The sequence below is a fragment of the Reinekea marinisedimentorum genome, assembly GCF_004341165.1.
GTDB classification, from domain to species: Bacteria; Pseudomonadota; Gammaproteobacteria; order Pseudomonadales; family Natronospirillaceae; genus Reinekea; species Reinekea marinisedimentorum.
This window is the reverse complement of the sequence record NZ_SLZR01000017.1, coordinates 1-22,969: the sequence shown is the minus strand read 5'-3', so window position 1 is coordinate 22,969 and position 22,969 is coordinate 1. Positions and strand designations below refer to the sequence as shown.

23 protein-coding genes, 1 tRNA gene and 1 pseudogene are annotated in these 22,969 nt (G+C 45.9%); 15 read left to right on the top strand and 10 right to left on the bottom strand.

Going from position 1 to position 22,969, the window contains the following annotated elements:
• Window positions 1-11 precede the first annotated feature (11 nt).
• From rpsM to rplQ, 5 genes are read left to right on the top strand one after another with little or no spacing between them, the layout of a single operon-like run.
• Entirely contained in the window at window positions 12-368 is a 357-nt protein-coding gene (gene rpsM, locus BCF53_RS15625; protein WP_132703047.1) for a 30S ribosomal protein S13, read from the top strand.
• A gap of 39 nt (window positions 369-407) precedes the next feature.
• The gene (gene rpsK / locus BCF53_RS15620; protein ID WP_132703045.1) at window positions 408-797 is read left to right on the top strand and encodes a 30S ribosomal protein S11; all 390 of its coding nucleotides are present in this window, start codon (window positions 408-410) and stop codon (window positions 795-797) included.
• Between the two features lie 18 nt (window positions 798-815).
• Window positions 816-1,436: a 30S ribosomal protein S4 gene (gene rpsD / locus BCF53_RS15615; protein ID WP_132703043.1), complete on the top strand. Its 621-nt coding sequence runs from the start codon at window positions 816-818 to the stop codon at window positions 1,434-1,436.
• A gap of 23 nt (window positions 1,437-1,459) precedes the next feature.
• On the top strand, window positions 1,460-2,461 hold the full coding sequence (locus tag BCF53_RS15610; RefSeq protein WP_132703041.1) for a DNA-directed RNA polymerase subunit alpha: 1,002 nt from the start codon (window positions 1,460-1,462) through the stop codon (window positions 2,459-2,461).
• A 30-nt stretch (window positions 2,462-2,491) separates the two neighbouring features.
• Window positions 2,492-2,878, top strand: a complete 387-nt coding sequence (rplQ, locus tag BCF53_RS15605) for a 50S ribosomal protein L17 (RefSeq protein WP_132703039.1) — start codon at window positions 2,492-2,494, stop codon at window positions 2,876-2,878.
• 487 nt (window positions 2,879-3,365) lie between these two features.
• On the opposite strand, the gene BCF53_RS15600 is transcribed toward rplQ, so the two are convergent.
• The 3 genes from BCF53_RS15600 to BCF53_RS15590 form a co-directional block, all read right to left on the bottom strand.
• Window positions 3,366-4,631, bottom strand: coding sequence for an inorganic phosphate transporter (locus BCF53_RS15600; protein ID WP_132703037.1), 1,266 nt, complete (start codon window positions 4,629-4,631; stop codon window positions 3,366-3,368).
• 33 nt (window positions 4,632-4,664) lie between these two features.
• Entirely contained in the window at window positions 4,665-5,345 is a 681-nt protein-coding gene (locus BCF53_RS15595; RefSeq protein ID WP_132703035.1) for a TIGR00153 family protein, read from the bottom strand.
• Between the two features lie 146 nt (window positions 5,346-5,491).
• Entirely contained in the window at window positions 5,492-5,890 is a 399-nt protein-coding gene (locus BCF53_RS15590; RefSeq protein WP_132703033.1) for an acyl-CoA thioesterase, read from the bottom strand.
• Between the two features lie 208 nt (window positions 5,891-6,098).
• On the opposite strand from BCF53_RS15590, the gene BCF53_RS15585 reads away from it, so the two are divergent.
• The 5 genes from BCF53_RS15585 to phoU all read left to right on the top strand — a co-directional run bounded on the left by BCF53_RS15585 (window position 6,099) and on the right by phoU (window position 11,589).
• Window positions 6,099-7,103, top strand: a complete 1,005-nt coding sequence (locus BCF53_RS15585; protein WP_243645848.1) for a substrate-binding domain-containing protein — start codon at window positions 6,099-6,101, stop codon at window positions 7,101-7,103.
• 194 nt (window positions 7,104-7,297) lie between these two features.
• On the top strand, window positions 7,298-8,686 hold the full coding sequence (pstC, locus tag BCF53_RS15580) for a phosphate ABC transporter permease subunit PstC (protein ID WP_132703031.1): 1,389 nt from the start codon (window positions 7,298-7,300) through the stop codon (window positions 8,684-8,686).
• A complete protein-coding gene (gene pstA, locus BCF53_RS15575) occupies window positions 8,679-9,989 on the top strand; it encodes a phosphate ABC transporter permease PstA (RefSeq protein ID WP_132703029.1) in 1,311 nt (436 codons plus the stop codon). The genes pstC and pstA overlap by 8 nt, the downstream gene beginning before the upstream one ends.
• A gap of 126 nt (window positions 9,990-10,115) precedes the next feature.
• On the top strand, window positions 10,116-10,862 hold the full coding sequence (gene pstB, locus BCF53_RS15570; protein WP_243645850.1) for a phosphate ABC transporter ATP-binding protein PstB: 747 nt from the start codon (window positions 10,116-10,118) through the stop codon (window positions 10,860-10,862).
• Window positions 10,863-10,875: 13 nt separating this feature from the next.
• Window positions 10,876-11,589 carry a phosphate signaling complex protein PhoU gene (gene phoU, locus BCF53_RS15565; protein ID WP_132703025.1) on the top strand — a complete coding sequence of 238 codons (714 nt, stop codon included), beginning with the start codon at window positions 10,876-10,878 and terminating at the stop codon, window positions 11,587-11,589.
• On the opposite strand, the gene BCF53_RS15560 is transcribed toward phoU, so the two are convergent.
• On the bottom strand, window positions 11,590-12,363 hold the full coding sequence (locus BCF53_RS15560) for a transporter substrate-binding domain-containing protein (protein ID WP_132703023.1): 774 nt from the start codon (window positions 12,361-12,363) through the stop codon (window positions 11,590-11,592).
• Window positions 12,364-12,518: 155 nt separating this feature from the next.
• On the opposite strand from BCF53_RS15560, the gene BCF53_RS15555 reads away from it, so the two are divergent.
• The 4 genes from BCF53_RS15555 (at window position 12,519) to BCF53_RS15540 (ending at window position 16,271) form a co-directional block, all read left to right on the top strand.
• Window positions 12,519-12,594: transfer RNA gene (locus BCF53_RS15555), tRNA-Thr, on the top strand.
• A gap of 411 nt (window positions 12,595-13,005) precedes the next feature.
• Window positions 13,006-13,950: a retron St85 family RNA-directed DNA polymerase gene (locus BCF53_RS15550; RefSeq protein ID WP_132703021.1), complete on the top strand. Its 945-nt coding sequence runs from the start codon at window positions 13,006-13,008 to the stop codon at window positions 13,948-13,950.
• Window positions 13,943-15,604, top strand: coding sequence for an AAA family ATPase (locus BCF53_RS15545; protein WP_132703019.1), 1,662 nt, complete (start codon window positions 13,943-13,945; stop codon window positions 15,602-15,604). The genes BCF53_RS15550 and BCF53_RS15545 overlap by 8 nt, the downstream gene beginning before the upstream one ends.
• Window positions 15,591-16,271 (top strand): retron system putative HNH endonuclease, encoded by a 681-nt coding sequence (locus tag BCF53_RS15540; protein ID WP_165901946.1) that lies wholly within the window; start codon window positions 15,591-15,593, stop codon window positions 16,269-16,271. Before BCF53_RS15545 ends, BCF53_RS15540 begins: the two co-directional genes overlap by 14 nt.
• An 8-nt stretch (window positions 16,272-16,279) precedes the next feature.
• On the opposite strand, the gene BCF53_RS15535 is transcribed toward BCF53_RS15540, so the two are convergent.
• The 6 genes from BCF53_RS15535 to BCF53_RS15510 all read right to left on the bottom strand — a co-directional run bounded on the left by BCF53_RS15535 (window position 16,280) and on the right by BCF53_RS15510 (window position 22,746).
• Window positions 16,280-17,791, bottom strand: coding sequence for a replication endonuclease (locus tag BCF53_RS15535; RefSeq protein WP_165901945.1), 1,512 nt, complete (start codon window positions 17,789-17,791; stop codon window positions 16,280-16,282).
• A gap of 378 nt (window positions 17,792-18,169) precedes the next feature.
• Window positions 18,170-18,364, bottom strand: a complete 195-nt coding sequence (locus BCF53_RS15530) for a helix-turn-helix domain-containing protein (RefSeq protein ID WP_132703013.1) — start codon at window positions 18,362-18,364, stop codon at window positions 18,170-18,172.
• A 129-nt stretch (window positions 18,365-18,493) separates the two neighbouring features.
• Window positions 18,494-20,494 (bottom strand): hypothetical protein, encoded by a 2,001-nt coding sequence (locus tag BCF53_RS15525; protein WP_132703011.1) that lies wholly within the window; start codon window positions 20,492-20,494, stop codon window positions 18,494-18,496.
• Between the two features lie 28 nt (window positions 20,495-20,522).
• The gene (locus tag BCF53_RS15520; RefSeq protein ID WP_132703009.1) at window positions 20,523-21,236 is read right to left on the bottom strand and encodes a hypothetical protein; all 714 of its coding nucleotides are present in this window, start codon (window positions 21,234-21,236) and stop codon (window positions 20,523-20,525) included.
• Between the two features lie 62 nt (window positions 21,237-21,298).
• Window positions 21,299-21,730: a hypothetical protein gene (locus tag BCF53_RS15515; RefSeq protein ID WP_132703007.1), complete on the bottom strand. Its 432-nt coding sequence runs from the start codon at window positions 21,728-21,730 to the stop codon at window positions 21,299-21,301.
• A complete protein-coding gene (locus BCF53_RS15510; RefSeq protein WP_132703005.1) occupies window positions 21,727-22,746 on the bottom strand; it encodes a tyrosine-type recombinase/integrase in 1,020 nt (339 codons plus the stop codon). Before BCF53_RS15510 ends, BCF53_RS15515 begins: the two co-directional genes overlap by 4 nt.
• Before the next feature lie 67 nt (window positions 22,747-22,813).
• Here BCF53_RS15510 and BCF53_RS19460 point away from each other — a divergent pair.
• Window positions 22,814-22,969, top strand: a pseudogene (locus BCF53_RS19460) (IS21 family transposase); the annotation flags it as partial.

Genomic DNA, 22,969 nt, shown 5'->3' with positions numbered 1-22,969 from the left:
GAGTAAGTTGAATGGCCCGTATAGCAGGCGTCAATATACCTGACAATAAGCATGCGGTGATTTCCCTGACCTATATCTTTGGTATTGGTCGCACCCGTGCTAATGACATCTGTAAAGCTGTCGGTATCGAACCATCAACTAAGGTTTCTTCTTTAGATGAAGCCAAGCTTGACGAAATTCGTACCGAAGTTGGTAAATTCGAGGTAGAGGGTGACCTTCGCCGAGAAGTACAGATGAATATTAAGCGCTTGATGGATTTGGGATGTAACCGTGGTATTCGACATCGTCGTAATCTGCCCGTTCGCGGTCAGAACACGAAGAATAACGCACGCACCCGTAAAGGTCCTAAAAAGCCAATCAAACGTTAAGTTTGAGTTGCACTAATTAATTTACATAGGAAATCGAAGATGGCAAAGCCAGGTACGAAGTCACGTAAGAAGGTGAAAAAGCAAGTAGCGGATGGCATTGCGCACATCCATGCTTCTTTTAACAACACCATCGTGACCATCACGGACCGCCAAGGCAATACCCTGAGTTGGGCAACTGCTGGTGGCTCCGGTTTCCGTGGATCGCGAAAGAGCACACCTTTCGCAGCACAGGTCGCTGCAGAGCGCGCTGGTACAGCTGCACAGGAATATGGTCTTAAAAATCTGGATGTGGAAGTTAAAGGTCCTGGTCCAGGTCGTGAATCTGCGGTACGCGCATTAAACGCAGTGGGATATCGCATCAGCAATATTACTGATGTTACCCCAATCCCACACAACGGTTGTCGTCCGCCTAAAAAGCGTCGCGTTTAATTAAGGAGACAGAGATTAATGGCACGTTATATTGGTCCTAAGTGTAAGCTGTCTCGTCGTGAAGGCACTGATCTATTTTTAAAGAGCGGTGTCCGCGCACTGGATTCGAAATGTAAGATCGAGACTGTACCAGGTGTTCATGGTGCTCGTCGCGGTCGCTTATCCGACTACGGTGTACAGCTTCGCGAAAAGCAGAAAGTTCGTCGTATGTACGGAGTGCTTGAAAAGCAATTCCGTAACTACTATTCAGAAGCGGCACGTATCAAAGGCGCAACAGGTGAAAACTTGCTGCAGCTTCTTGAAAGCCGTTTAGATAATGTTGTTTATCGTATGGGTTTTGGTGTTACCCGCGCTGAATCACGTCAGCTGGTTGCGCACAAAGCAATTTTGGTGAATGGCCAATCGGTAAACATTCCGTCATATCAAGTTAAAGCAGGTGATGTTGTATCTGTTCGCGAAAAGTCTGCAAACCAGCTGCGTATTAAAAATGCGCTGGAAGTTGCTGCTTCTCGTAATCCAATCTCCTGGGTTGAAGTTGATGCTAAGAAGCTGGAAGGTAAGTTCGTATCAGTACCTGATCGTTCAGACATCTCCGCTGATATCAACGAAAACTTGATTGTAGAATTGTACTCCAAGTAATCTCACTGCAAATAGGGGCATCTATGCAGCGTTCAGCAAACGACTTTTTGACACCACGTCATATCGATGTGCAGGAAGTAAACGCCAACCGGGCGAAAATTACTCTGGAGCCACTGGAACGTGGTTTTGGACATACCCTGGGTAACGCTTTACGTCGTATTCTGCTGTCCTCCATGCCAGGCGCGGCAATCACCGAAGTTGAAATCGACGGTGTTTTGCATGAATACAGCTCAATCGAGGGTGTACAGGAAGACGTTCAAGAAATCCTTCTTAACCTGAAAGATGTTGCTGTAAAGCTTCACGATCGCGAAGAGTGCACACTGGTCTTGAAAAAGTCTGGTGCCGGCACCCTGACTGCTGGAGATATTCAGCTTGATCATGGAGTGGAAGTAGCCAACCCGGAACACGTTATTGCTCATATGGGCAGTAGCGCAGACGTTAATATGACTCTGAAAGTTTCAATGGGTCGTGGTTACGTACCAGCAGAAGCCCGTGGCAGCGAGGAAGATGAGAGTAAACCAATTGGTCGCTTGCAGTTAGATGCAACATTCAGTCCGGTTCGTCGTGTTGCTTACAGCGTTGATAACGCGCGTGTTGAGCAGCGCACCGACCTGGATAAGTTGGTTATTGAATTAGAAACAAACGGAACTTTAGATCCTGAAGAAGCAATTCGCCGCTCAGCGACTATTCTTCAGCAGCAAGTTGCTGCGTTTGTTGATCTGGACCATCAGGCAGAAGCGGTTCAGGAGAAGGAAGAAGATAAGATCGATCCTATCCTGTTGCGCCCTGTTGATGATCTGGAACTGACCGTACGTAGTGCGAACTGCCTGAAGGCAGAGAACATCTACTATATCGGTGATCTGATTCAACGTACTGAGGTTGAGCTGTTGAAAACGCCTAACCTGGGTAAGAAATCATTAACTGAAATTAAAGATGTGTTGGCATCTAAAGGTCTGTCTCTGGGAATGGTTCTGGAAGCATGGCCGCCTGCAAGTTTAAAGAATGACGACAAGGTTCTTGCGTAACCTTTAGTCTGACTGGTAAGGAATGTAGAAATGCGTCATCGTAAAAGTGGTCGTCACTTTAACCGCACCAGTGCTCACCGTAAGGCTATGTTGCAAAATCTAGCTAACAGCCTGTTCGAGCATGAAGTGATTAAAACGACCTTGCCTAAGGCGAAAGAATTGCGACGTGTTGCTGAGCCACTGATCACATTAGCAAAAGAAGATTCTGTTGCTAATCGTCGACTGGCTTTCGACCGTACTCGTTCAAAAGAGTCTGTAGGTAAGTTGTTCAACGAATTAGGTCCTCGCTACCAAGGCCGCCCGGGTGGTTACCTGCGCGTTCTTAAGTGTGGCTTCCGCGCTGGCGACAGTGCACCAATGGCCATCGTTGAATTAGTTGATCGCCCTGTAGTTGAAGCTGAAGAAAGCGAAGACTAAGTTAGCGAATTAACGAAATGAAGAACCCAGCTTAGGCTGGGTTTTTTTATGCTTGCCGAAAAGTCCAGATAGTCATTTACCCTCGGTTAAGAGGCGTCACGGTCGACCAGCGTGTTGGTTGCGAAGGGAGTGTTGGTTCACAGCGTCATAGCAGGGCTACAGGGGAAAGATCAGGGTAGCGAGGTTAGGCTCAGAAGTTCAGAAGTTCAGAAGTTCAGAAGTTCAGAAGTTCAGAAGTTCAGAAGTTCAGAAGTTCAGAAGTTCAGAAGTTCAGAGGTTCAGAGGTTCAGAGGTTCAGAGGTTCGGTGGTGAGGCCCGGTTTTTTGGGCTCGCTATCAGTACTCAGTTTGTTATAGCGCCTCAAAACGCACCTACGCATATTGGGTGTAAGACGACGGTGTGGTGCTCAATTGGCCACTGTAGGCCGGAGAAGAGCATAGAATGGTAAAGGGAAGGGCGCACTCATTGTACGCCCAATCGGTGCTGCTTAACCAAATATAGACTTAAACAGGAAGAAGAACAGGATAGAAAGGCCGGCACCGGCAGGCAGGGTCACTACCCAGGAAGAGACAATGTTGCCGATAACCTTAAGGTTGAGTGCTGAAATGCCCCGAGCCAGACCGACACCGAGTACCGCGCCCACCAGTGTATGAGTGGTTGATACCGGAAGACCCGTGCCGGAAGCGATCACTACCGTTGTTGCTGCGGCCAGCTCTGCGGCGAAGCCACGGCTGGGTGTCAGCTCGGTAATCTTCTTGCCGATTGTTCCAATGACTTTATAGCCGTAAGTGGCCAGGCCGGTCACAATGCCCAAGCCGCCCAGCAACAGTACCCAGCTGGGCAGTGCGCTTTTAGCCAGGATTTCGCCGTGGTTCTGAACGACGCCGACAACGGCAGCCAGCGGGCCAATCGCATTGGCAACATCGTTTGAGCCGTGGGCGAATGCCATGGCGCAGGCGGTGAAAATCATCAGGATGGAGAAAACTCTCTCAACAGAGTAAAACCTGAATTCCTTGTTCGCTTCCGGATCCATCTTAATTCTGGAGAGCATGGCTGCACCCAGAGCCATGACAGCGACACCCACCGCAGCGGCATAAAGCGTTGCCTGGCCAAAAGAAATATGAAGACCAACGTGCTTCAGGCCTTTCAGTAACGTCACCATGGCGATCATGAAGCCGACGAAAAACATATAGACAGGGACCAGACGTTTCGCGTTAGTGAACGGGTCGTCGGTGTTGAGAATCAGCTTATAAACGCTGGTAAAGATAATAAAGGCGAACACCCCGGAGATCAGCGGTGAAACAACCCAGCTCATAACAATGGAGAATACCTTGCCCCAGGCTACGGAGTCGACGCCAATGCCCACTGCCGCGAAGCCGACAATCGCGCCAACAATGGAGTGGGTGGTTGAAACCGGCCAGCCGCGCCAGGAGGCTATGGCCAGCCATATGCCCGCAGCCAGCAGTGCGGACATCATCCCGTAGACGAGTAATTCGGGATTATCTGCCATGATAGCCGGGTCAATAATCCCCTTACGGATAGTTCCGGTAACTTCCCCGCCGGCCAGATAGGCGCCGGCAAATTCAAATATGATGGCAATAACAATCGCCTGCCTGATGGTCAGGGCTTTAGAGCCGACTGACGTCCCCATGGCGTTGGCTACATCGTTAGCACCAACGCCCCAGGCCATAATAAAGCCGAAGATACAGGCCAAAATAATAAATATCTGCCCATATTCACTGATGATAGACATGAGAAATTCCTTAAATATTTTAAAACGGTTTTGTTAACGGGCCATCAGGATTTGTAAGCGGCTACCGACACGTTGTGAAACATCGGCCAGGTCGCCAATCTGTTCTATGACCCGATATAGGAACATCATGTCTATAGGGGGGTTGTTGCTTTCGATCGCTTTCAGAGACCGGCGCATTTCGATTTCGAATTCGTCAGTTCTGTGCTCCTGGTCATCAAGCTTTTTCAGCAGGGTATCCACAAGGTCGACTTCCTTACTGGAAAATCCGGTTTCGTAGAGCTCATCAAGCTCATCCAGTGCATTTTTGGCGCGTTTTGCGGTGTTGATGGCCGCTTTAAGGTATTTCATCATCAATGGTTGGATCGGTGCGGGGATGGACATTTCCCGTCCGAGCATAATTCCGGAGATATCTTTTGCCCTGTTGGCGATACGATCTTGCATGCTTAAAAGCTCAAGAAGGTCAGATCGCGGTACAGGCATGAACAAACTGTTTGGCAGGTGTTTCCGGATATCCTTTTTTAAGGCGTCTGCTTCGCGCTCTAGCAGGGTGATGTCCTGACGGACAGTCTCCGCAGTTGCGTAGTCGCCTTCGTAGGCTGCTTCAAAAAAGGGTATCAGTAGCTTGGCACAGCTATACGCTTTCACGATGTGCTGTTGCATCGGCTTAACAGGTGACTTACCGAACAGTAAGGATAATGGACTGGTACTTGTCATTATTGCAGTCTTCGCATGATAATTTTGAAGAGCAATTATAGTTGATCGGCGGGTTAATAAAACTGTAACAAATGACAGATGTCAGGAATTACTGTAATGCTGAGTTCACAGGCCTGATGGATGAGTGGGGCCATCAGGCCGCAGGATCAGGCCTCTCTGATCGAACGCAACCGCCGATTGCTGTCTATGGCGACATAAACAAATTCGGCTTCTGTTACTTTTTGACGCTCTTCATCCTCCGGCATGCGGCTCCAAACCTCAATGGATATGCGAACGGAGCTGCGGCCGACCGATTTAACCTGGGCGTAGCAACAAACCACTGAGCCAACCTTGATTGGCCGAATGAAGCTCATGTCACCGATCGCCATAGTGGCGGTGCGCCCTTTGGTAATGCGATTGGCAACGATACTGGCCGCGGAATCCATTTGGGTAACCAGCCAGCCACCGGAAATATCACCGATCGGGTTTGCGTCCGTTGGCATTGCTAAAACGCGTAGCTGTAACTCACCGCGTGGTTCAGGGTTGGATTCGTCTAATTTCTTCATATAGCAGCACTTACTGTCATAAATGGTTTAAAAAATACGGCGGAAGTATACGCGTGAAACCGCCGTATTCACATAGAAGACGGCAGCTCCGGCAGAATATGACGGCTGTAATCTTTCTGTCACATTTAATTCATATGATTGTCATTAACGGCGTCTACGATCCTTCCCCGAGTTGAAGGCTCAGACCTAAATTTTTGGAGGAAATCCTGTGAAGAAGACTATTTTTGCTGCGATTCTGGCAACTACAGCTACCATGGCTGCAGTACCGAGCTTCGCCCGTGACCAAATCAGCATCGTTGGTTCATCTACAGTGTACCCGTTTGCAACCGTTGTTGCAGAGCGTTTTGGTAAAGCGACCTCTTATGCGACGCCTACTATTGAATCTACCGGTTCCGGTGGTGGTTTGAAGCTGTTCTGTGAAGGTGTGGGTGAGAACACTCCGGATATTACAAACTCTTCAAGCTACATTAAGCAATCTCAGTTCGATGCCTGTGCAGAGAAAGGTATTGATATTATCGAAGTTAAAATCGGTTATGACGGCATCGCTCTGGCGAACAGCAAGAAAGGCGTTAAGCTTGACGTAACCCAAAAGGATCTGTTCCTGGCTCTGGCTGCTGAAGTACCGGATGCGAGTGGCAAGCTGATCGCTAACCCAAATAAAACCTGGAAGGATGTGAATCCATCTCTGCCAAACGTAGCGATCCGCGTTCTGGGTCCACCGCCAACGTCCGGTACTCGTGCCGCGTTCGTTGAGCTGGTTATGGAAGAAGGCTGTGAAGCCTATGAAGGCCTGAGCGATGAAGTATGTACTTCTATGCGTGAAGATGGTGCTTTCGTTGAAGCGGGTGAAAACGACAACCTGATCGTTCAGAAGCTGGATGCCGATACCACAGCTTACGGCATCTTCGGTTACTCGTTCCTGGATCAGAACAGCGATAAGCTGCAGGGCGCTTCCTTCAACGGTGTTGATATCACTTTCGACAACATTGCGGATGGCTCTTACCCTGTTTCTCGCCCGCTGCACTTCTTCATCAAGAAGCAGCACATCGGTGTAATCCCTGGCGTTCTGGAATATGCTGAGCTGTTCCTGAGCCCGGCTGCACAGGCTGAAGATGGTTACCTGGCTGAAAAAGGCCTGATCCCTCTGGGTGGCGCTGAGCTGAAAGAAATGCGTAAAGCCGTTCAGACTCAAAAAGTTTTGGTAATGAACTAATCATTCATTACTTTTAAAAAAGAAGAGCCGGCTCAGCCAGGCTCTTTTTTTTCGTTGTAAAAAGAAAGCCAGGGAAATGGCTCGTTAGGTAGTTGAATTCTGTTTGTCGCCATTAGCTGAATGCTGGAAAGGACTGGAAAAGCGCCGTTTCGCTAGGGCGATAACAGAAAATAATAGGTTTTTCAGGAGCCAATATGACGTCTTCGTCCTTGTTTTTGTTGCTGATTATCATCGTCGCCGCGGTTTTTGTTTTAGGCCGCAAGCGCTCGGTAGATGTCGCACAATCAGTTGGTGGTATTAGGTATCTCCATTCCTTACCCAACTATTATGGTCTTTTGGCTGCGGCATGGGCAGCTATTCCTGGGGTTATCTTGCTTGCCCTGTGGAGTGCGTTTCAAGACGTCATAATTCAGAATTCCGTTTTTTCTCTGCTACCGGAAAGTTATCAGGCTCTCTCCGGGTCGCGCCTGGATCTGGTCTGGGCTGAAATCTATAACCTGCAGAAAGGTATTATTACCGAGGCTTCCGATCCGGCCTTTTATCCGGCGGTAGAAGCATTAAACAACCTGATGACAACCAGCACCACAGGCCGAACCGTACTGGTGATTGCCCTGACTGTGCTTGGTGGTGTTTGGGGCTGGCGGTTGATCAAGCCCGAACAGCGTGCGCGCAACCAGTTCGAGAAGGTGGTCGAGGCTTTACTGCTGGCCAGCTCAATGATCGCTATTCTAACGACGGTAGGCATTGTGTTTTCCGTCGTATTTGAATCTATTCGCTTCTTCCATAAGGTGCCATTTACCGAGTTTGTGTTCGGTATTAAGTGGAGCCCGCAAATCGCTATTAATGCTGAGGTTGCCGGCTCATCCGGTGCCTTTGGCGCAATCCCGTTGTTTGTCGGTACCCTGATGATTGCCGGTATCGCGCTGTTGGTTGCGGTGCCGGTCGGGTTGATGACGGCTGTGTATTTGGTTGAATATGCCAGCTCCCGGGTGCGCTCAATTATCAAGCCACTGCTTGAGGTGCTGGCCGGTATTCCAACCGTTGTCTACGGCTTCTTTGCGGCATTAACCATGGCACCAAAGCTGAAGGGCTTCTTCGAAGGCATCGGTGTTAACGGTGTTTCTTCAGAAAGTGCTCTGGCCGCCGGCCTGGTTATGGGCATTATGATTATTCCTTTTGTATCCAGCCTGGCGGACGATGTTATCAATGCCGTGCCGCGTTCATTGCGCGATGGCTCCTACGGCCTGGGTGCAACCAAAAGTGAAACTGTAAAACAGGTTATCTTCCCGGCAGCGCTTCCGGGCATCGTCAGCGGTGTGCTTCTGGCGGCATCGCGTGCGATTGGCGAAACCATGATTGTTGTGATGGCGGCAGGCCTTGCCGCTAACCTGACGGCCAATCCATTAGAGGCAGTTACAACGGTCACGGTTCAGATCGCAACTCTGTTGGTGGGTGATCAGGAGTTCGACAGTGCAAAAACCCTGGCTGCATTCGCGCTTGGTTTAATGCTGTTCTTTGTAACGCTGATGCTTAACGTGATTGCATTGGCTGTGGTTAAGAGGTTTAGAGAGCAATATGACTAATCAATTGAATGCCATTGAGCGCCTTGCTGAGGTAAAGCAGGAGCGCATGCAGAAAAACCTGAAGGCCCGTTATGCCAAGGAAAAGCGTTTTCAGGTTTACGGCATAATGTCTATTTGCTTAGGCATGGCGTTTCTGGCAATGCTGCTGGGTACCATTTTTTATGGCGGCGCGTCGTCTTTTATGACTTCGGAAATCAAGCTGACCATTAATTACGACCCGGATGTTATTGGCGTTACCGATCTGACAGACGAAGATGAGCTGAAATGGGCCGATTGGCGCGGGCTGCTGAGTACCTCCCTGGCTGAGCGCTTCCCGGAAGTAAGTGGTCGCTCCGCCGTTCGTCAGCGTAACGCGCTGGTCAGTAGCATTGCCGAGTACTCACTTCGTGATCGTTTGCTGGCTAACCCCGAGAAGCTCGGTACATCGGAAGAAATCTGGATTGTTGCCGACGATGAAATCGACGCCGTGATGAAAGGTCAGGTCGACCGTACCGTGCCGGAAAGTGAGCGCCGTATTACCGATCTGCAGCTGTCTCTGATCGATAGTCTGGAAGCCGAAGGTGAGATCCGACAGAAGTTTAACACCACCTTCTTTACCGCAGGTGACTCGCGCGAGCCCGAGCAAGCCGGTATCCGGGGTGCCATGATCGGTTCTTTCTATACCTTGCTGGTCACGTTACTGCTGTCTTTCCCGATTGGGGTTGCTGCGGCCATTTACCTGGAAGAGTTTGCACCGCAGAACCGCCTAACAGAGGTCATTGAGGTCAACATCAATAACCTGGCAGCCGTGCCATCCATTGTCTTTGGTTTATTGGGCTTGGCGGTATTTATTAACGTGTTCCACCTGCCGCGTTCAGCGCCGGTTGTAGGTGGCCTGGTGTTAACGCTGATGACACTGCCGACGATTATTATTTCATCTCGTTCCGCCATTAAGGCCGTGCCGCCATCCATTCGTGAGGCTGCACTGGGGTTGGGTGCCTCCAAGATGCAAATGGTGATGCACCATGTATTGCCACTGGCGATGCCGGGTATGCTGACGGGTACTATTATTGGTATGGCTCAGGCACTGGGTGAAACAGCCCCCTTGCTGATGATCGGTATGGTAGCCTTTATTGCCGATATTCCGGGTGGCCCGCTAGACCCTGCTACAGTACTTCCTGTTCAGGTTTACCTGTGGTCCGACCTGCCAGAGCGCGCCTTTGTTGCGAAAACATCGGGCGCAATCATGGTGCTGCTGGGCTTCCTGGCCATCATGAACCTGCTGGCTGTTTATTTGCGTAAGAAATTCGAGAAAACCTGGTAACACCAGACCGTACATATTTTTTTAAGGGGTTTTAAAGTGACCACGAACACGAACGATGAATTGGCACAAATCTTTGAAGGCTGGTCCAGCACGGTAGGTAAGCCAACGTTAAAAGACAACGCGCGTATGACAACCCGTGGCGTTGATGTTTTCTATGGTGAAAAACAGGCGATTTTCGGCGTCGATCTGGATATCGGTAAAAACGAAGTGTTGGCGATGATCGGCCCGTCTGGCTGTGGCAAGTCCACCTTTTTGCGAACGCTGAACCGTATGAACGACACCATTGATATTTGCCGGGTGAAGGGCGATATCCATTTGGATGGCGACAACATCTACGACAAAAAAATGGATGTGGTAAACCTGCGCGCACGCGTTGGCATGGTGTTTCAGAAGCCGAACCCGTTTCCAAAGTCTATCTACGATAACGTTGCCTATGGCCCGCGTATTCATGGCCTGGTGACGCGTAAGGCGGAGCTGGATGAAATTGTTGAAACTGCGCTGCAAAAAGCCAGTATCTGGAATGAAGTAAAGGATCGCCTCGATCAGCCGGCAACCGGTTTATCCGGTGGTCAGCAGCAGCGTCTGTGTATTGCCCGAACGATTGCGGTTTCTCCGGAAGTGATCCTGATGGATGAACCATGCTCTGCGCTGGACCCAATCGCAACCGCGCGCATTGAAGAATTGATTGCTGAGCTTTCAGAAAACTTCACGATTGCTATTGTTACCCACAGTATGCAACAGGCTGCGCGAGTTTCTTCCCGTACTGCTTATTTCCACCTGGGCAGACTGGTAGAAGTTGGCGCGACTGATAAAATCTTCACTGCGCCTGAGCATCGTTTAACGGAAGACTACATCACTGGCCGATTCGGTTAAGGAGATAATTAGCATGGTAAGTATCACGTTTGATAAGCACACTTCAGGGCAATTCAATGCTGAACTGGAAGAAGCGCGTAACCACCTGATGGAAATGGGTGGCATTGTTGAACAGCAAATTGAAATTGCTTTTAAGTCTTTGGTGAATGTAGACAGCGAACTGGCCTCTGAAGCCATCCAGATGGATAAAGACGTCAACAAGATGGAGTTGAAGATCGATAAAGAAACAACTCAGATTCTGGCCAAGCGTAACCCGGCAGCAACCGATTTGCGTTTCATTATCGCTGTTTCAAAAACGGTAAACGATCTTGAGCGTATTGGCGATGAGGCGGTAAAGATTGCCCAGCAGGCGATTGAGCTTTCCAACGACGGCGCCGGCCCGCAAGGCTATGTTGAACTGCGTCACTTGGGCGAAAAGGTGCGTGAAATGGTGCAGTCGTCACTGGATTCATTTGCCCGCCTGGACGCAGACTCCGCCTTTGAGGTGATGCAGCAAGATAAGGCGGTAGATCTGGAATACAACACCGCTGTGCGCACGCTGGTGACCAAGATGATGGAAGATCCGCGCACCATTACCCGTGCACTGAATGTACTGTGGGCATTGCGCGCGCTGGAGCGTATTGGTGATCACGCCCAGAACATTTCAGAAAACGTTATTTATCTGGTTAAAGGTAAAGACGTTCGTCATAAGAAGCTGGAAAAAGTAGAAGAGACCGTGAACAGGTAACTATTCAGGTACTTCGATATATTTAGCTTCCAGTGTTGGGCTGTACCGGATCCTTGCTTGTTCCAGTGCAGTCCAAAACGCCTCAATCTCCGGCCTTGAATGACCATAAGCCTGCTTAGAAAAAGCGATATACCAGGGTTGCTCCATAAAGGGTTGCTCTATGGTTTTAACGCTGTCCGCGATATTAAGCAGGTGCGCCAGCTCCCAGCCAATCAGCCGGTCGATAACGTAGCCATCAATCCTGCCTCTGGACACCATCTCTAAGCCCTGCATCGGTTGCAGCTCAATCTGCGGCATGATCTGCATCGCCTTAAGGCGCTGGTCGGCAACGTAGCCGGGTATCGACTGAACCATCGCCTGCGGATCGCTGAAGGCCGTCCCATCCCAATTCAGGCTGCTGTTTTTGTGGGTGAATACCTTATAGTTGCCAAGATACGCATAGCGCTGGTCCGGCTGGCCTTTCGTTTTAGGGAACGCCGCCCATTGATCTCGCTCTGCGGTATAAATAAACGCATAGAGGGCGTCGACCTCACCCTGTTTAAGACTCTGCTGGCATCGCTTCCATGGGCGCCTTATATACTGAATATCCATACCGGCTTCTTTAGCGGCGATCGCCACCAGATCGGGGAACAGCCCGTTATCGCTTTGGCCCCAGTCGTTAGGCCCGTGAATAAAAGGCGGATTGGCCTGATCTTCCAGGCAAAACGTGAAGCTTTCAGCATAACTTTGCTGCACCAACACAGCGGTAAAAGTAAGAATTATCAGGCGCAGCATACATCGACCCGGGAAAATAAGCGTTCTGGCTAGTATAGTTCATTGGCAAACCGGCGTATTTGGTAAATATTTTGCCGGGGAATAAATAAAAACCTGTTATTTATCAGATAGTTGTTGACCTTTTAAAAAGTCATCTATATAGTTCGCCTCCGTTAGCCGGCATAGCTCAGTTGGTAGAGCAACTGACTTGTAATCAGTAGGTCCCGAGTTCGACTCTTGGTGCCGGCACCACATTCAGAAAGCCCCGTAGCCCATAAAGCACGGGGCTTTCGTCGTTCTAACCTATCTTGATTTTAGCTCCTGAATTTTCATCTTCGAATTCTGGTGCTACCCTGGTGCTACTTCAACCTTTAGTAGAAATGACAGGATTGCTGGTTATAGAAGCATCAGTTAAACTTGGATTAACTCTTTAGTGTTATTGGACCTACAGTACTTTCGGTCTAGTCGGGCGTTTAGCCAGACTCAAACTTATTGATTAAGATTATGATTGCGGGGTTAAGGCTTTGCCCTGATTCCCTCTCTCATTCTTCGCTCGGGAATCAGGGCAAAGCCTTAACCCCGCGGCCTCTAGTAAAGGGTTATTAAGGCGGCGCTAAATTAATATGTTTAGCGCCGCCTTATTCCAACATATATAGGTCCTAGATGGATTTTTTTGAAAGACTAGCGCGTGATCTAGATATTTCAGAGCAAGATGTTAGGGGTTTTGCGTTAACAGCCCCAAATAGATATAAGATATATCGGATTCCAAAGAGAACATCAGGTTCTCGAGTTATCGCCCACCCTTCCCGAATGTTAAAAGCCTATCAACGGTTAATAATCTCCTACGTAACTGAGCTTCTTCCAGTACATAGCTGTGCCTATGCGTACCGGCAAGGCGTTGGGATTAAAGATAACGCGCGAGTTCACGCTAAATCTAGTTATCTATTAAAAATGGATCTTCAGAATTTTTTCAATTCTATTAATCCCAGTTTATTTTTTGATGTAGTTGAAAAGGTAGGTTTGGAGGTAGCCGACCGCGACAAATGGCTACTGACAAAGTTACTGTTTTGGTCTCCAAACAAAAGTTCATCTGGAAGACTTATTTTAAGCGTCGGTGCGCCTAGCTCTCCCCTAGTATCAAATTTTATTATGTATCCATTTGATATAAGAATGAGTGAATACTGCTTTGCTAATGGGCTTAAATATACTAGATACGCTGATGACATTACTTTGTCTACCAATAAAAGAGGGTGTCTCTTTGATTTGCCAGACTATATTAAGGGTGTTCTAGCTAATGAGTATCAAGGAAAGCTGTCGGTCAATGAATCAAAGACAGTCTTTTCTTCAAAGGCTCATAATCGGCATGTGACGGGAATTACAATTACTAATAAAGGAAGCTTGTCCATCGGAAGGCAAAGAAAGAGGTATATATCCTCTTTAATTTATCAGTTTTCAAGTGATCAGTTAGACCCAGATGATACCCTGCATTTAAAAGGTTTGCTGTCTTTTGCATTTGATGTTGAGCCGGATCTAAGGCGTAGATTCGAAAAAAAATATACAAGTAAGGTAATTCACCAGATTTTAACATGTGAGAAAGGAAATGATTGATTCAGGTGTAAAGAGGCACAGAGCTACGATTAGAAAGTTAGAATCTGCTGCAAAAAATGGAGATATTCGCGCTAGTTTTCAGCTATATAAATATTATGGTAAAGGACAGTTTGTTGAACAGGACGTTGCTGAGTCTAATAAGTATTTATCGATATTCTTAGAAAGCATTAAAAACTATACAATTTCCCTTTCTTCTTTAGCTCTTTTTGACTTTCGTATTTTTAAGTCTGTAAATATTGAGTTTCCTAGGTTGCTTGAAAATAAACATAATTCAGTAATTATTGTAGGAAATAACGGCGTTGGTAAAACTACGATTTTAGAGGCAATAGCAAAATCGTTGAGTTGGCTTGCAAATACTATTATGTCTGAGAGTGGGCAAGGTAAAAAGATAGATTCTTTAGATATTAATAACGACTCAGAACATGGCTATGCTTCAATCATTTCAAAGCTAAGTTTTTGTGGCTCCCAGATTTTCACAACCGATGTGACAAAAGTGGTTTCAGGTGCCGACGTTTCCAAGAGAGGTGAATACGAAGATATAAAAACACTTGGCTCAATGTTTCGAGTTGCCGACAGTAATGTTAAAGATTTTAACCTGCCTCTTATAGCATTTTACTCAGTCGAACGGGCAATTGAAGTTATCAAAAAAGATATTGAGTGGCCAGATGACATAACTCCTGATGGTTTTTTTTCAAAGCATGCAGGTTACAGTGACTCACTCAATGGATCTACCGACTTTAAGCAGTTCTTTAGATGGTTTAAAGACTTAGACGACCTTCGTAATGAAGCCTTAGCAAATAGCTCCCCTCTCACAACTGAGTTGGCAGCTTTAGAAGGGCAGGGAAAAGTCCTTAAAGATATGCTGGAAAGTGGAAATGCTAATATTACCACCTTAGAAAGCATGGAAAGTGATATTAGAAATAAAATAGCCGTTTTAAAAGATAAGTTATCAAAACGAAAGACATCTAATCCTCAGGCGCTAATTGACATGCTATCCAATGCGATTTCTGGAGTTATGCCTGGTTACAAGAATTTGCGTGTGTCACGAAAGCCACTTGGATTACTTATAGAAAAAAATGAAGAAACATTAAATATCTTGCAGCTTTCACAAGGTGAAAGATCTCTGATTGCCCTTATCGCCGATATTGCGCGAAGATTGATTTTATTAAATCCAAATCAGGGCAACCCACTAGAAGGGAAAGGCATAGTGTTAGTAGATGAAATTGATTTGCACTTACATCCTGAGTGGCAACAAAGAATAGTTAGAGTACTAGAAAGTACCTTTCCAAATATTCAGTTTATCTTTTCAACGCATAGTCCTACTGTATTAACTACTGTCCCATATAACAATATTTTGTCCATAGGGATGAATGTGGAGGACGATCTTATTGTTAGCCGTCCTAGAGGAAATTCATATGCTGAGACGAGTGGCGATGTGATGCATCAGATTATGTACGTTGATCCTTTACCTCCATTACCAGAAGTTGATCAGTATAAAAAATTAAGCCAAAAGATTGAGAGTGGAATCTTAGATAGAGAGGTTATTGACTCGATTGAAGAGTTGAAGCGTAAGCTTGGTGATGGGCATTCTTTAATTGTTAGGTTAGATAGGTCAATTAAGAGAATTAAGGCATTACAACGTGCGAAAAGTTAATAGGGTGAGCACAACGCAAGCCTTAGAGAATAAGAGACTCAATCCACTAGCTACAGCTAGTGAAGCGGTTAAGGCATGGAAAAGGTTTAGATCTCCCCATAAAAAGGAAATTAGAGAGTCTTTCCTACGCGAACAAGAGGGACTGTGCGCGTATACGGAAATTTTGATTAGCAGTAGTAGGTATGGCTGCCACATTGAGCACATTCGACCTAAAACGGGCTACCCCGAACTAACTTTCGAGCCTGACAATCTGATCATTTGCTCTTTGTCCGATACCGATTTGCGTACAATCAATAAAGAAGAGTACTTTGGTGGACACTATAAAAGAGCTTTTCTTGATGAAGAAAAATTTTTATTTTGCACAGAGTGCAATGTAAATGAATTTATTGTCTATCTTTCTTCTGGTGAGGTTTTCCCAAATGCAAGCCTTGAAGCGGAAGAAATTAAAAAAGCTGAATACACTATTGAGCTATTAAACCTAAATAGCCCTGTATTAGTTCATAAGCGTAAGCAATGGATAGAATATATAGATGGTGAGATTGAGTTTTTAGAAAGTAGTGGCCTTGATGTTGCAGATTTTATTGGGGGTTTGTTGGAAATCGATCAAAGTAGTGGTCACTTGCAGCAGCCTTTCATTAGTATTACGCAATCTCGTTTTGAATTTTGATTCTACACTTATTGCCAGTACTCCAAGGGAGGCGGCTGCGCCGCCTCTTGATCAACCACCATCCACAGTGGCTGAATAGACCATTCTTCAGGCTTAGTCTGAATAACTTCATTGCTGGCCTTATCCAGCAACCCCAGTAAACGAGTAACTGCCTCGTTAAACTTGTTTTTCTTATCTTTCAGAATATGGAACGCACGCAGAACTAAATCAGTACGTTTAGTATTTGGACCGCCCATGGCACGCATATAGGCGGCATAGTCTGCCTTATCAGCCGCGGCGCGAACTTCTTCCGCTTTTCCTGCTTTTTCACCTGTTAGTTGACCTTTTAAACGGCGGCATTCACGGTAAACCGTTACCGGAATGGTATTAATCTCTGAAAACTGGCGAATACCCCATAGAGAAGCCCAGGCGCTGACGCGGTCAGATGAAGCAGTAGCATCAAGATCGGCTTCAAAATCTTCACCTACGCCTTCGCCGTTGATGTTTTTGGATATGTACTTGGCTAAGTAACCTGTAGGAGAGCCGTTTTTAACGTCCAGTTCTTCAATGTCACAGCGGTGCTCTTCTGCGCCCTGTTCGTCACCATCGACTTTCAGGCAATGCTTCTTGAATATTTCTTTGTATTTCTGAACATCATCTTTTTCGATATAAATCAAAAAGTGAAAGTGAGGTGTACCGTCATGGTGAGGCTCGCATACGCGCATACCAAAGGTTTGAATCTTGTTTTTCTTGATCTCATCTCTTATTCGTTGCCATGTTGAGTTCAGATACTCTAGGCCCTGCTTAGGGTTAAAGCCCTTGAAATTTGGGTTGGCCCGGCCAGAGCTACCCATAAAAGCGTGATAAGCGCTAGGGCAGGTCATCGTCATAAATAGGGCTGTACGGCCTTCTTCGCGTGCGAATTCTTCTTGCCCACGCATACGCACCATGAGTTCAGCGACTCGGTTCTTAGGGTTAGACACAGAAGACTCGTTAGCTTTTTCTAGGCTGACTTCTTCACCAGACTCAGAAACGGCTTTGTGAGTTTCTAAGAAAACACGGTTACGGCGCCGGTTTAGCTTTTTCTTGCTGTAGCTGAAGTTAGAAATGTATGGCGCTACCTGCTTCTTAGTTGCGCCTAGCTCACGCAGTACAGATTCAATGGTTTGCTCTGAGATGCGGCGTAAGTGCCTACGCCAGAATCCTTCATCGAATGTACGGACAACAAAGCCCATTAGCTGCTCATCTGAACGAGTTTCAAGGTTCTTAGGAAAGTAGCCGGTAATGCTGTTGGTGTGCAGGTAGGTGCGTACCGCTTTTACAGCAGTAAGAAGTGAAGAGGTTTTCTTTAGCCTTTTGTCAAAAATGCCCTTTGCCGCGCCGCTGTAAATAATAGCCAGGTGCTTCACCCGGGAATCATCAAAAATGAACGTACCGCCGTCATGCCAGGTTAGACGCTTATTAATTCGGCCAAGTTTCCGGTTTGCTTCAACATAGCCTTCATATTTTGCTGTGCGTACGTAATACGATTTCAGGATCAAGGAAACCGGCATGTGAGCTATAAATATCTCACGTGCAAAAGTGCGGCACTCAGGCGTACCGATTACGGATAATCGCTGATCTAGCTTTTTCTGATCCAAAAACCCTAGACCCCGCTTATTTCCAAGGGTCTAGGGGTTTTAGATCGTTTTTAGCGACCACAGTAGGTTTGGGGTCAGACCCCAAAACCCCAGAGCACACGCTGGGTCTAGCCAATATGGCTACCTGTAAAATCAGCATTAAAACCCCAAACCCCGCAATGCAAACGAGGTAGACCCCAACCCTACGGGATTTAGGGTTAGGGTAGTGCTTACCTATAGGTCGGGTGTTGCTGCGTTTGCCTTTTGTGTGTGGCTTGTTGGAAGTCATGTTCAACCCCCTTACGCAACTACGGTTTGAGCTTCAATGAAGGCGAGGATATCGGCATAGCGATAACGCACGTAACGGCCTACTTTTACGTAATTCAGGTTGTAGCGTTTGTTGCAGCGCCAGATTGCAAGGGTTTGGACCGATACGCCTAGGATTTCGGAGGCTTGGTTTGGGGTTAATAGTTGATCATTCTGGTAGTAAGTCATTAGTTCACCTCAGTTCGTTTTATTTCTGAGGGGGATAATGAATGCTATTGACCTAGATGGTTACGAAGTTAACCTTAACTTCGTACGTAGTTAAATTCGGTGGGGTGGCTCGTAAAATGAGTTGTTCTATTATTGATTGAAAAATCGAGTCTGTCGTATCAATAGCATTCGCCTTTCTACGATTTTAATTAATGGAGTTAAGTCATTAATTAAGCCTCGAATTTCATAATTGTTTAGGTGGCTTTTATAATCTCGTAAAGAAACTTGTATGCATCGCAGTACGCAATCTATACGGAATGAGTTTCCACACCCTGATTTCTCCCCATATGGATGTTCTCTTATTGATCTAATAAGTGAGCTCATATCTGATGCCTCAAGGTAACTCAGATTCCCATGAAGGTATGAGAAGTCATTACTATCGGATTTAGATAAAACTTCACTAAGGACATGAAACAAGTTTTTATAGCTGTCATGGTCGATGTAGGCGCTATTTACATGTCTGTTAAAGAATGACTGTAGTTCATTCACTACAAACAATAGGCTTTTAACACTGCCTGAAGTGTTTATTTTAGACGACGGGGATTCAGTAAAAAGAGATTTGCTATATTTTTGAGGGTCATAGTTAGGGAATTGGCCGTTACTTCTGAGGACAATACTCTTGACTCTTTCTTTAAGTGGTTTTTTTCTAATTTCTTTTTCCCATTCTAGCGCCCTTGGGATTAACTCAAAACGAATCCAATTGTGAGTTGTTTCGATATCCCAATATCTTCTAGGGTTGATAATAGCATTGTCTGTGGACAATGCTCTATCGTTTGGTGGTTGCCAAGTTAATATTACATCGTCATCGCTTTTTCTGAAGTTTGAAAAGCTATTATCGTCACCCATTGGAGTAATAAACACGTGATACCCTGCATCCATATTTTTTGATGCATGCTTGGTATATACCTTTAGCCACCCAGGACAGCTATCAAATATGCTCCAGGGACCGGTTGTATTAAATGCGTCATGGTACCTAGAAAAATCAAGCAGCAGAGACCATAAGCTTCGATTGACTTTAAGCATAGGAATATTTTCGGTTGAGTTTATGTGATAGTTGAAGTTCTTTGATCTCCATGTGTCTTCGATATTTTCTACATTTTGGCAATATTCTTCCGAACAAACATCTAAAGCCTCACAAAAGCTTTCAGCTTCATGTAGAGTTAGGCTGATCCTACAATTACCGATATCGCAGTAGTAATCATCACTATCTATTCTTTTTGTTAAAAATGGCCTAGATGTTTCATTTATAGGAAAGTTTGCAGCCACGAAAAAATTGTTGACTAACTGCTTGTGATTGAGAGTTAAGAGAACATGAGAAAATCTACCGTTTCGAAACTCAATAAAGCAACTGGCGCTATTCTTTTCAATGGTAGGTAAATAAGCATGAATTTTCACATGGTCGTTAATGTAAGTTAATGTGTCATGATAAAGCGTTTTTTTGGGGGTTGTGTAGTTCACCCAGCAAGCGGGTTCCTCATAGGACCAAATACCATATTTTTCTAAGTGCCATATTGCTGATTCACCAAATAGCATCTCAGTCCAGGCAGGGTGAAAATATTTATATACTAGCTCTGGAAATCTTCTGATCCATTTATTTAATGTAGAGCTAGGTATAACCCTATAGCTAATGTTCTTTTTAGATAGCTTCATCGCTTCACGTTGCCATAAAGCAATGCTTTCTGCAGATATGTTATCAGCCACAAAAAGATTGAATTGGGTGATATCAAAACCCCAGTTGTCATAGTTATTTAAAAATCTTGATACAGCCTTCTTATAGTCACTTAATGTATAAGATTTAACACGTTTAACTTCATAGAGAGTAACCTCTCCTTTGCCATTCTCGTTGTTCTTTAGAAAAATATCTGCACCATATTGTTTTTGGCCGGATTCTCCAATTGGCAAGATATCTATCACTTCATCTGTAAGCGTTAGGTTGAGTCTTTTGTGAACTAGATCGCAGCAAAGCCTTTCAAATATGCGTGGTTCCAATAACTCAAAAGGAAGGTCAGTTTCAAGGCTGGTTGCGGGGGCCCTGAACTTGTTGAAAGTTATGTTTTGTAAGTAATCTGGAAGCTTGATACTAGAATTCAAATTGAATGGCTCCTAGGCTCATATGAGATTATTTGGCTGTTTTGATCGCTTTCGAAATATGATCTATTATCGTTCGATCATCAAGAGGTAGTTCACCATCTTCAAACCAGATTAACGCTTTGTCGTTCATGACATCATATATGGCGTTTGCCGAGACATGCCCGCTTTTACCAATGCACTGATCGCGATAGTTAGCGAGTACAGCTAAAGCCGCTATAAATATTTTTTCTCTAACTGCGGCAAAACGCTCAAGCCTGGCGCTTGGTTCTTTTATGCTCGGGTCTGCCTTCTTTTGCTTTGAAGGCTTGTCGGAAGTTATGGCTCGCAATGGCTCAATCATGTTGATTTTCTTAGATATTAGCCATTGTGCAAATTCTTTAGGCTTTACCCTCCATAGCTCTTCTTTGTCTGAAGGGTTTAGAACTAGTGAATTTGCACCGATAGTTGCACGGGCTAGCCTTGATATATCGTTGAACATTTCAAAGTCGATTAGCCCAATCGAGTCTGAATGTTTCGGGTGGATTCCCATGGCTAAAGGGATTGCTTCACTAAAGAGCGCCCATGAGTCTAAGCAAGTAAATTCATTTAATAGTTGAGCTTGTAACTCAATATTTTCTAGAACAGATACTCGTTGCTGTCGCTGCTCAATTTTTTGTCTTTCGCTTAGGGGGGTGTATGGTTCTGACTCGTCTTCGAAATCTGCCCAAGGGTCATATGCTGGGCTGTCATCTTCGTTACTCATGCTTTACTCACGCTCGCTTAGTTTTGATGGTTGAATTCCTATAAATTCATGGAATCGTGTGGTTAGCTTTTCTGTTTAGGCACCTCGCAGAGCTGCCCTTCAATATATTCAAAGAGTTCACTGCCTTCATTCGCAGTTATTATTAAGAATCCCGTTTCTGTCAGTCTGTAGAATACTGTTTTTACATTTTGCGCGGGGTACTTATATCCGTAGATATTTGAGCATGGGTTGTATTTGACATGCCCGTTTTCAATATAAATAGCAATTGCTTCGTCTAGCATTTTCTTAACTTTTTCCGTGCTGATTTGTATTCTCTCAGACCGATATGGATATCCATCCCAGTTGTACGAATAAGCTAAATCACCAGTATTCAAGTAATGATCTAAATGAAGCCTCATCCCTTCAGGCATTTCCAGCTTTCCTATAGCGATTGAACTGGTGGCTAAAAGGGTGGTAAATAATACAAATGCCAATGCCTTAAACAGTTTGATCATTTATTTTCTTCCTTGATTGATTCTATTAAGTCCTGCTTTTGCTTTTCCGAAAGTTTGGCTAGTAATTCCAACAAGGTTTTATCTGTTGAGCCTTCATTTTTATGTGTGTCCTCAGAAAGTAGAATGCCCGCATGCTCTAATATTCTGTTTTCAATTTGTTGAGCAGGCACTCGCAGTTCTTCAGGCGTAAGAACAATATAACCGGCGGTAACATCATCACGGCGGGTTTTGTGGTTTAGCAGTCGCTTGATCATATACTGACCAACGTTTATTGATTCCGCTGTTGTGGTGAAGGTACGGCGAAGATCATGTAGCGAAAACTCAATGCCGGTTTCGGTGCGTATTTTGGTTAGGGCTTTTTTAGGTTCCTTGATAACGCCGTAAGCATTGTCAGTATTGAATACAAAACCGATAACATCTTTTACTTTGTACCGGCTTTGAAGAATTTCCAATACTCTGTCACCTATAGGTAATTCCAAAGGTTCGCCGTTTTTGGTTTTACTCAGGTAGTAGGTTTTCTCAGTAAGGTTTACTTGCTCCCAACGTAGGCTAAGTAGTTCAGAGCGGCGCAGGCCGGTAAGTATGGCCATTTCTGCCAGGTCGCATACCGCAACAGTAAAGCTGTCACCAGTTTGCCTAACGGCCTCAAGCCCTTTAAACCAGTCTGGCAGCTGGCCTATAGTGATTCGGGTGTTGCGGCGGCCTACATTGTTCCATAGCCGGTGGTGGCTAAGTATTTCCACTGGGTTCAGAGCAAAGATGAACGAGTTATCCACACCCCTGTATTCATATTTGGCGTAGTTAAATATGGCACGCAGTAGCCGCATAACGGCATCAGCCTGCGCATGGCTAAACGCAGATATTCGGGCGTGCTCTTTCTTTACTATCTCTTCTGTAATATTGATTAAAGGCTTTTTGGCGTAGTCTTTTAGATATTTGTTAACTGTGTGTTCGGCGACAATTAGCGTGACCGGTTGACGACAACTATCTTGGCCGGTTGGTGTGACAATCGGCATCTTGTTATCCACTACGGAGTACAAGGTGCCAGGTCATCACATCACCAACCGACAAGAGGAGCTGTACATGCAGCATCGACAACAGGGTGCCACCCAGGAAACCGCAGCCGCCAAGGCAGGCATCTCCGTCCGATCCGGGCGACGCATCGAACAATCCACAACCCCTCGAAGCAAGAACGAGCGCAATTGGCGAACTCGCGAAGACCCGCTGGAGGCGGTTTGG

Bases quoted from the DNA above. Each gene is read 5' to 3' on its own strand.
- rpsM (WP_132703047.1), top strand. From the start codon at position 12: ATGGCCCGTATAGCAGGCGTCAATATACCTGACAATAAGCATGCGGTG.
- rpsK (WP_132703045.1), top strand. From the start codon at position 408: ATGGCAAAGCCAGGTACGAAGTCACGTAAGAAGGTGAAAAAGCAAGTA.
- rpsD (WP_132703043.1), top strand. From the start codon at position 816: ATGGCACGTTATATTGGTCCTAAGTGTAAGCTGTCTCGTCGTGAAGGC.
- BCF53_RS15610 (WP_132703041.1), top strand. From the start codon at position 1,460: ATGCAGCGTTCAGCAAACGACTTTTTGACACCACGTCATATCGATGTG.
- rplQ (WP_132703039.1), top strand. From the start codon at position 2,492: ATGCGTCATCGTAAAAGTGGTCGTCACTTTAACCGCACCAGTGCTCAC.
- BCF53_RS15600 (WP_132703037.1), bottom strand. From the start codon at position 4,631: ATGTCTATCATCAGTGAATATGGGCAGATATTTATTATTTTGGCCTGT.
- BCF53_RS15595 (WP_132703035.1), bottom strand. From the start codon at position 5,345: ATGACAAGTACCAGTCCATTATCCTTACTGTTCGGTAAGTCACCTGTT.
- BCF53_RS15590 (WP_132703033.1), bottom strand. From the start codon at position 5,890: ATGAAGAAATTAGACGAATCCAACCCTGAACCACGCGGTGAGTTACAG.
- pstC (WP_132703031.1), top strand. From the start codon at position 7,298: ATGACGTCTTCGTCCTTGTTTTTGTTGCTGATTATCATCGTCGCCGCG.
- pstA (WP_132703029.1), top strand. From the start codon at position 8,679: ATGACTAATCAATTGAATGCCATTGAGCGCCTTGCTGAGGTAAAGCAG.
- pstB (WP_243645850.1), top strand. From the start codon at position 10,116: ATGACAACCCGTGGCGTTGATGTTTTCTATGGTGAAAAACAGGCGATT.
- phoU (WP_132703025.1), top strand. From the start codon at position 10,876: ATGGTAAGTATCACGTTTGATAAGCACACTTCAGGGCAATTCAATGCT.
- BCF53_RS15560 (WP_132703023.1), bottom strand. From the start codon at position 12,363: ATGCTGCGCCTGATAATTCTTACTTTTACCGCTGTGTTGGTGCAGCAA.
- BCF53_RS15550 (WP_132703021.1), top strand. From the start codon at position 13,006: ATGGATTTTTTTGAAAGACTAGCGCGTGATCTAGATATTTCAGAGCAA.
- BCF53_RS15545 (WP_132703019.1), top strand. From the start codon at position 13,943: ATGATTGATTCAGGTGTAAAGAGGCACAGAGCTACGATTAGAAAGTTA.
- BCF53_RS15530 (WP_132703013.1), bottom strand. From the start codon at position 18,364: ATGACTTACTACCAGAATGATCAACTATTAACCCCAAACCAAGCCTCC.
- BCF53_RS15520 (WP_132703009.1), bottom strand. From the start codon at position 21,236: ATGAGTAACGAAGATGACAGCCCAGCATATGACCCTTGGGCAGATTTC.
- BCF53_RS15515 (WP_132703007.1), bottom strand. From the start codon at position 21,730: ATGATCAAACTGTTTAAGGCATTGGCATTTGTATTATTTACCACCCTT.
- BCF53_RS15510 (WP_132703005.1), bottom strand. From the start codon at position 22,746: ATGCCGATTGTCACACCAACCGGCCAAGATAGTTGTCGTCAACCGGTC.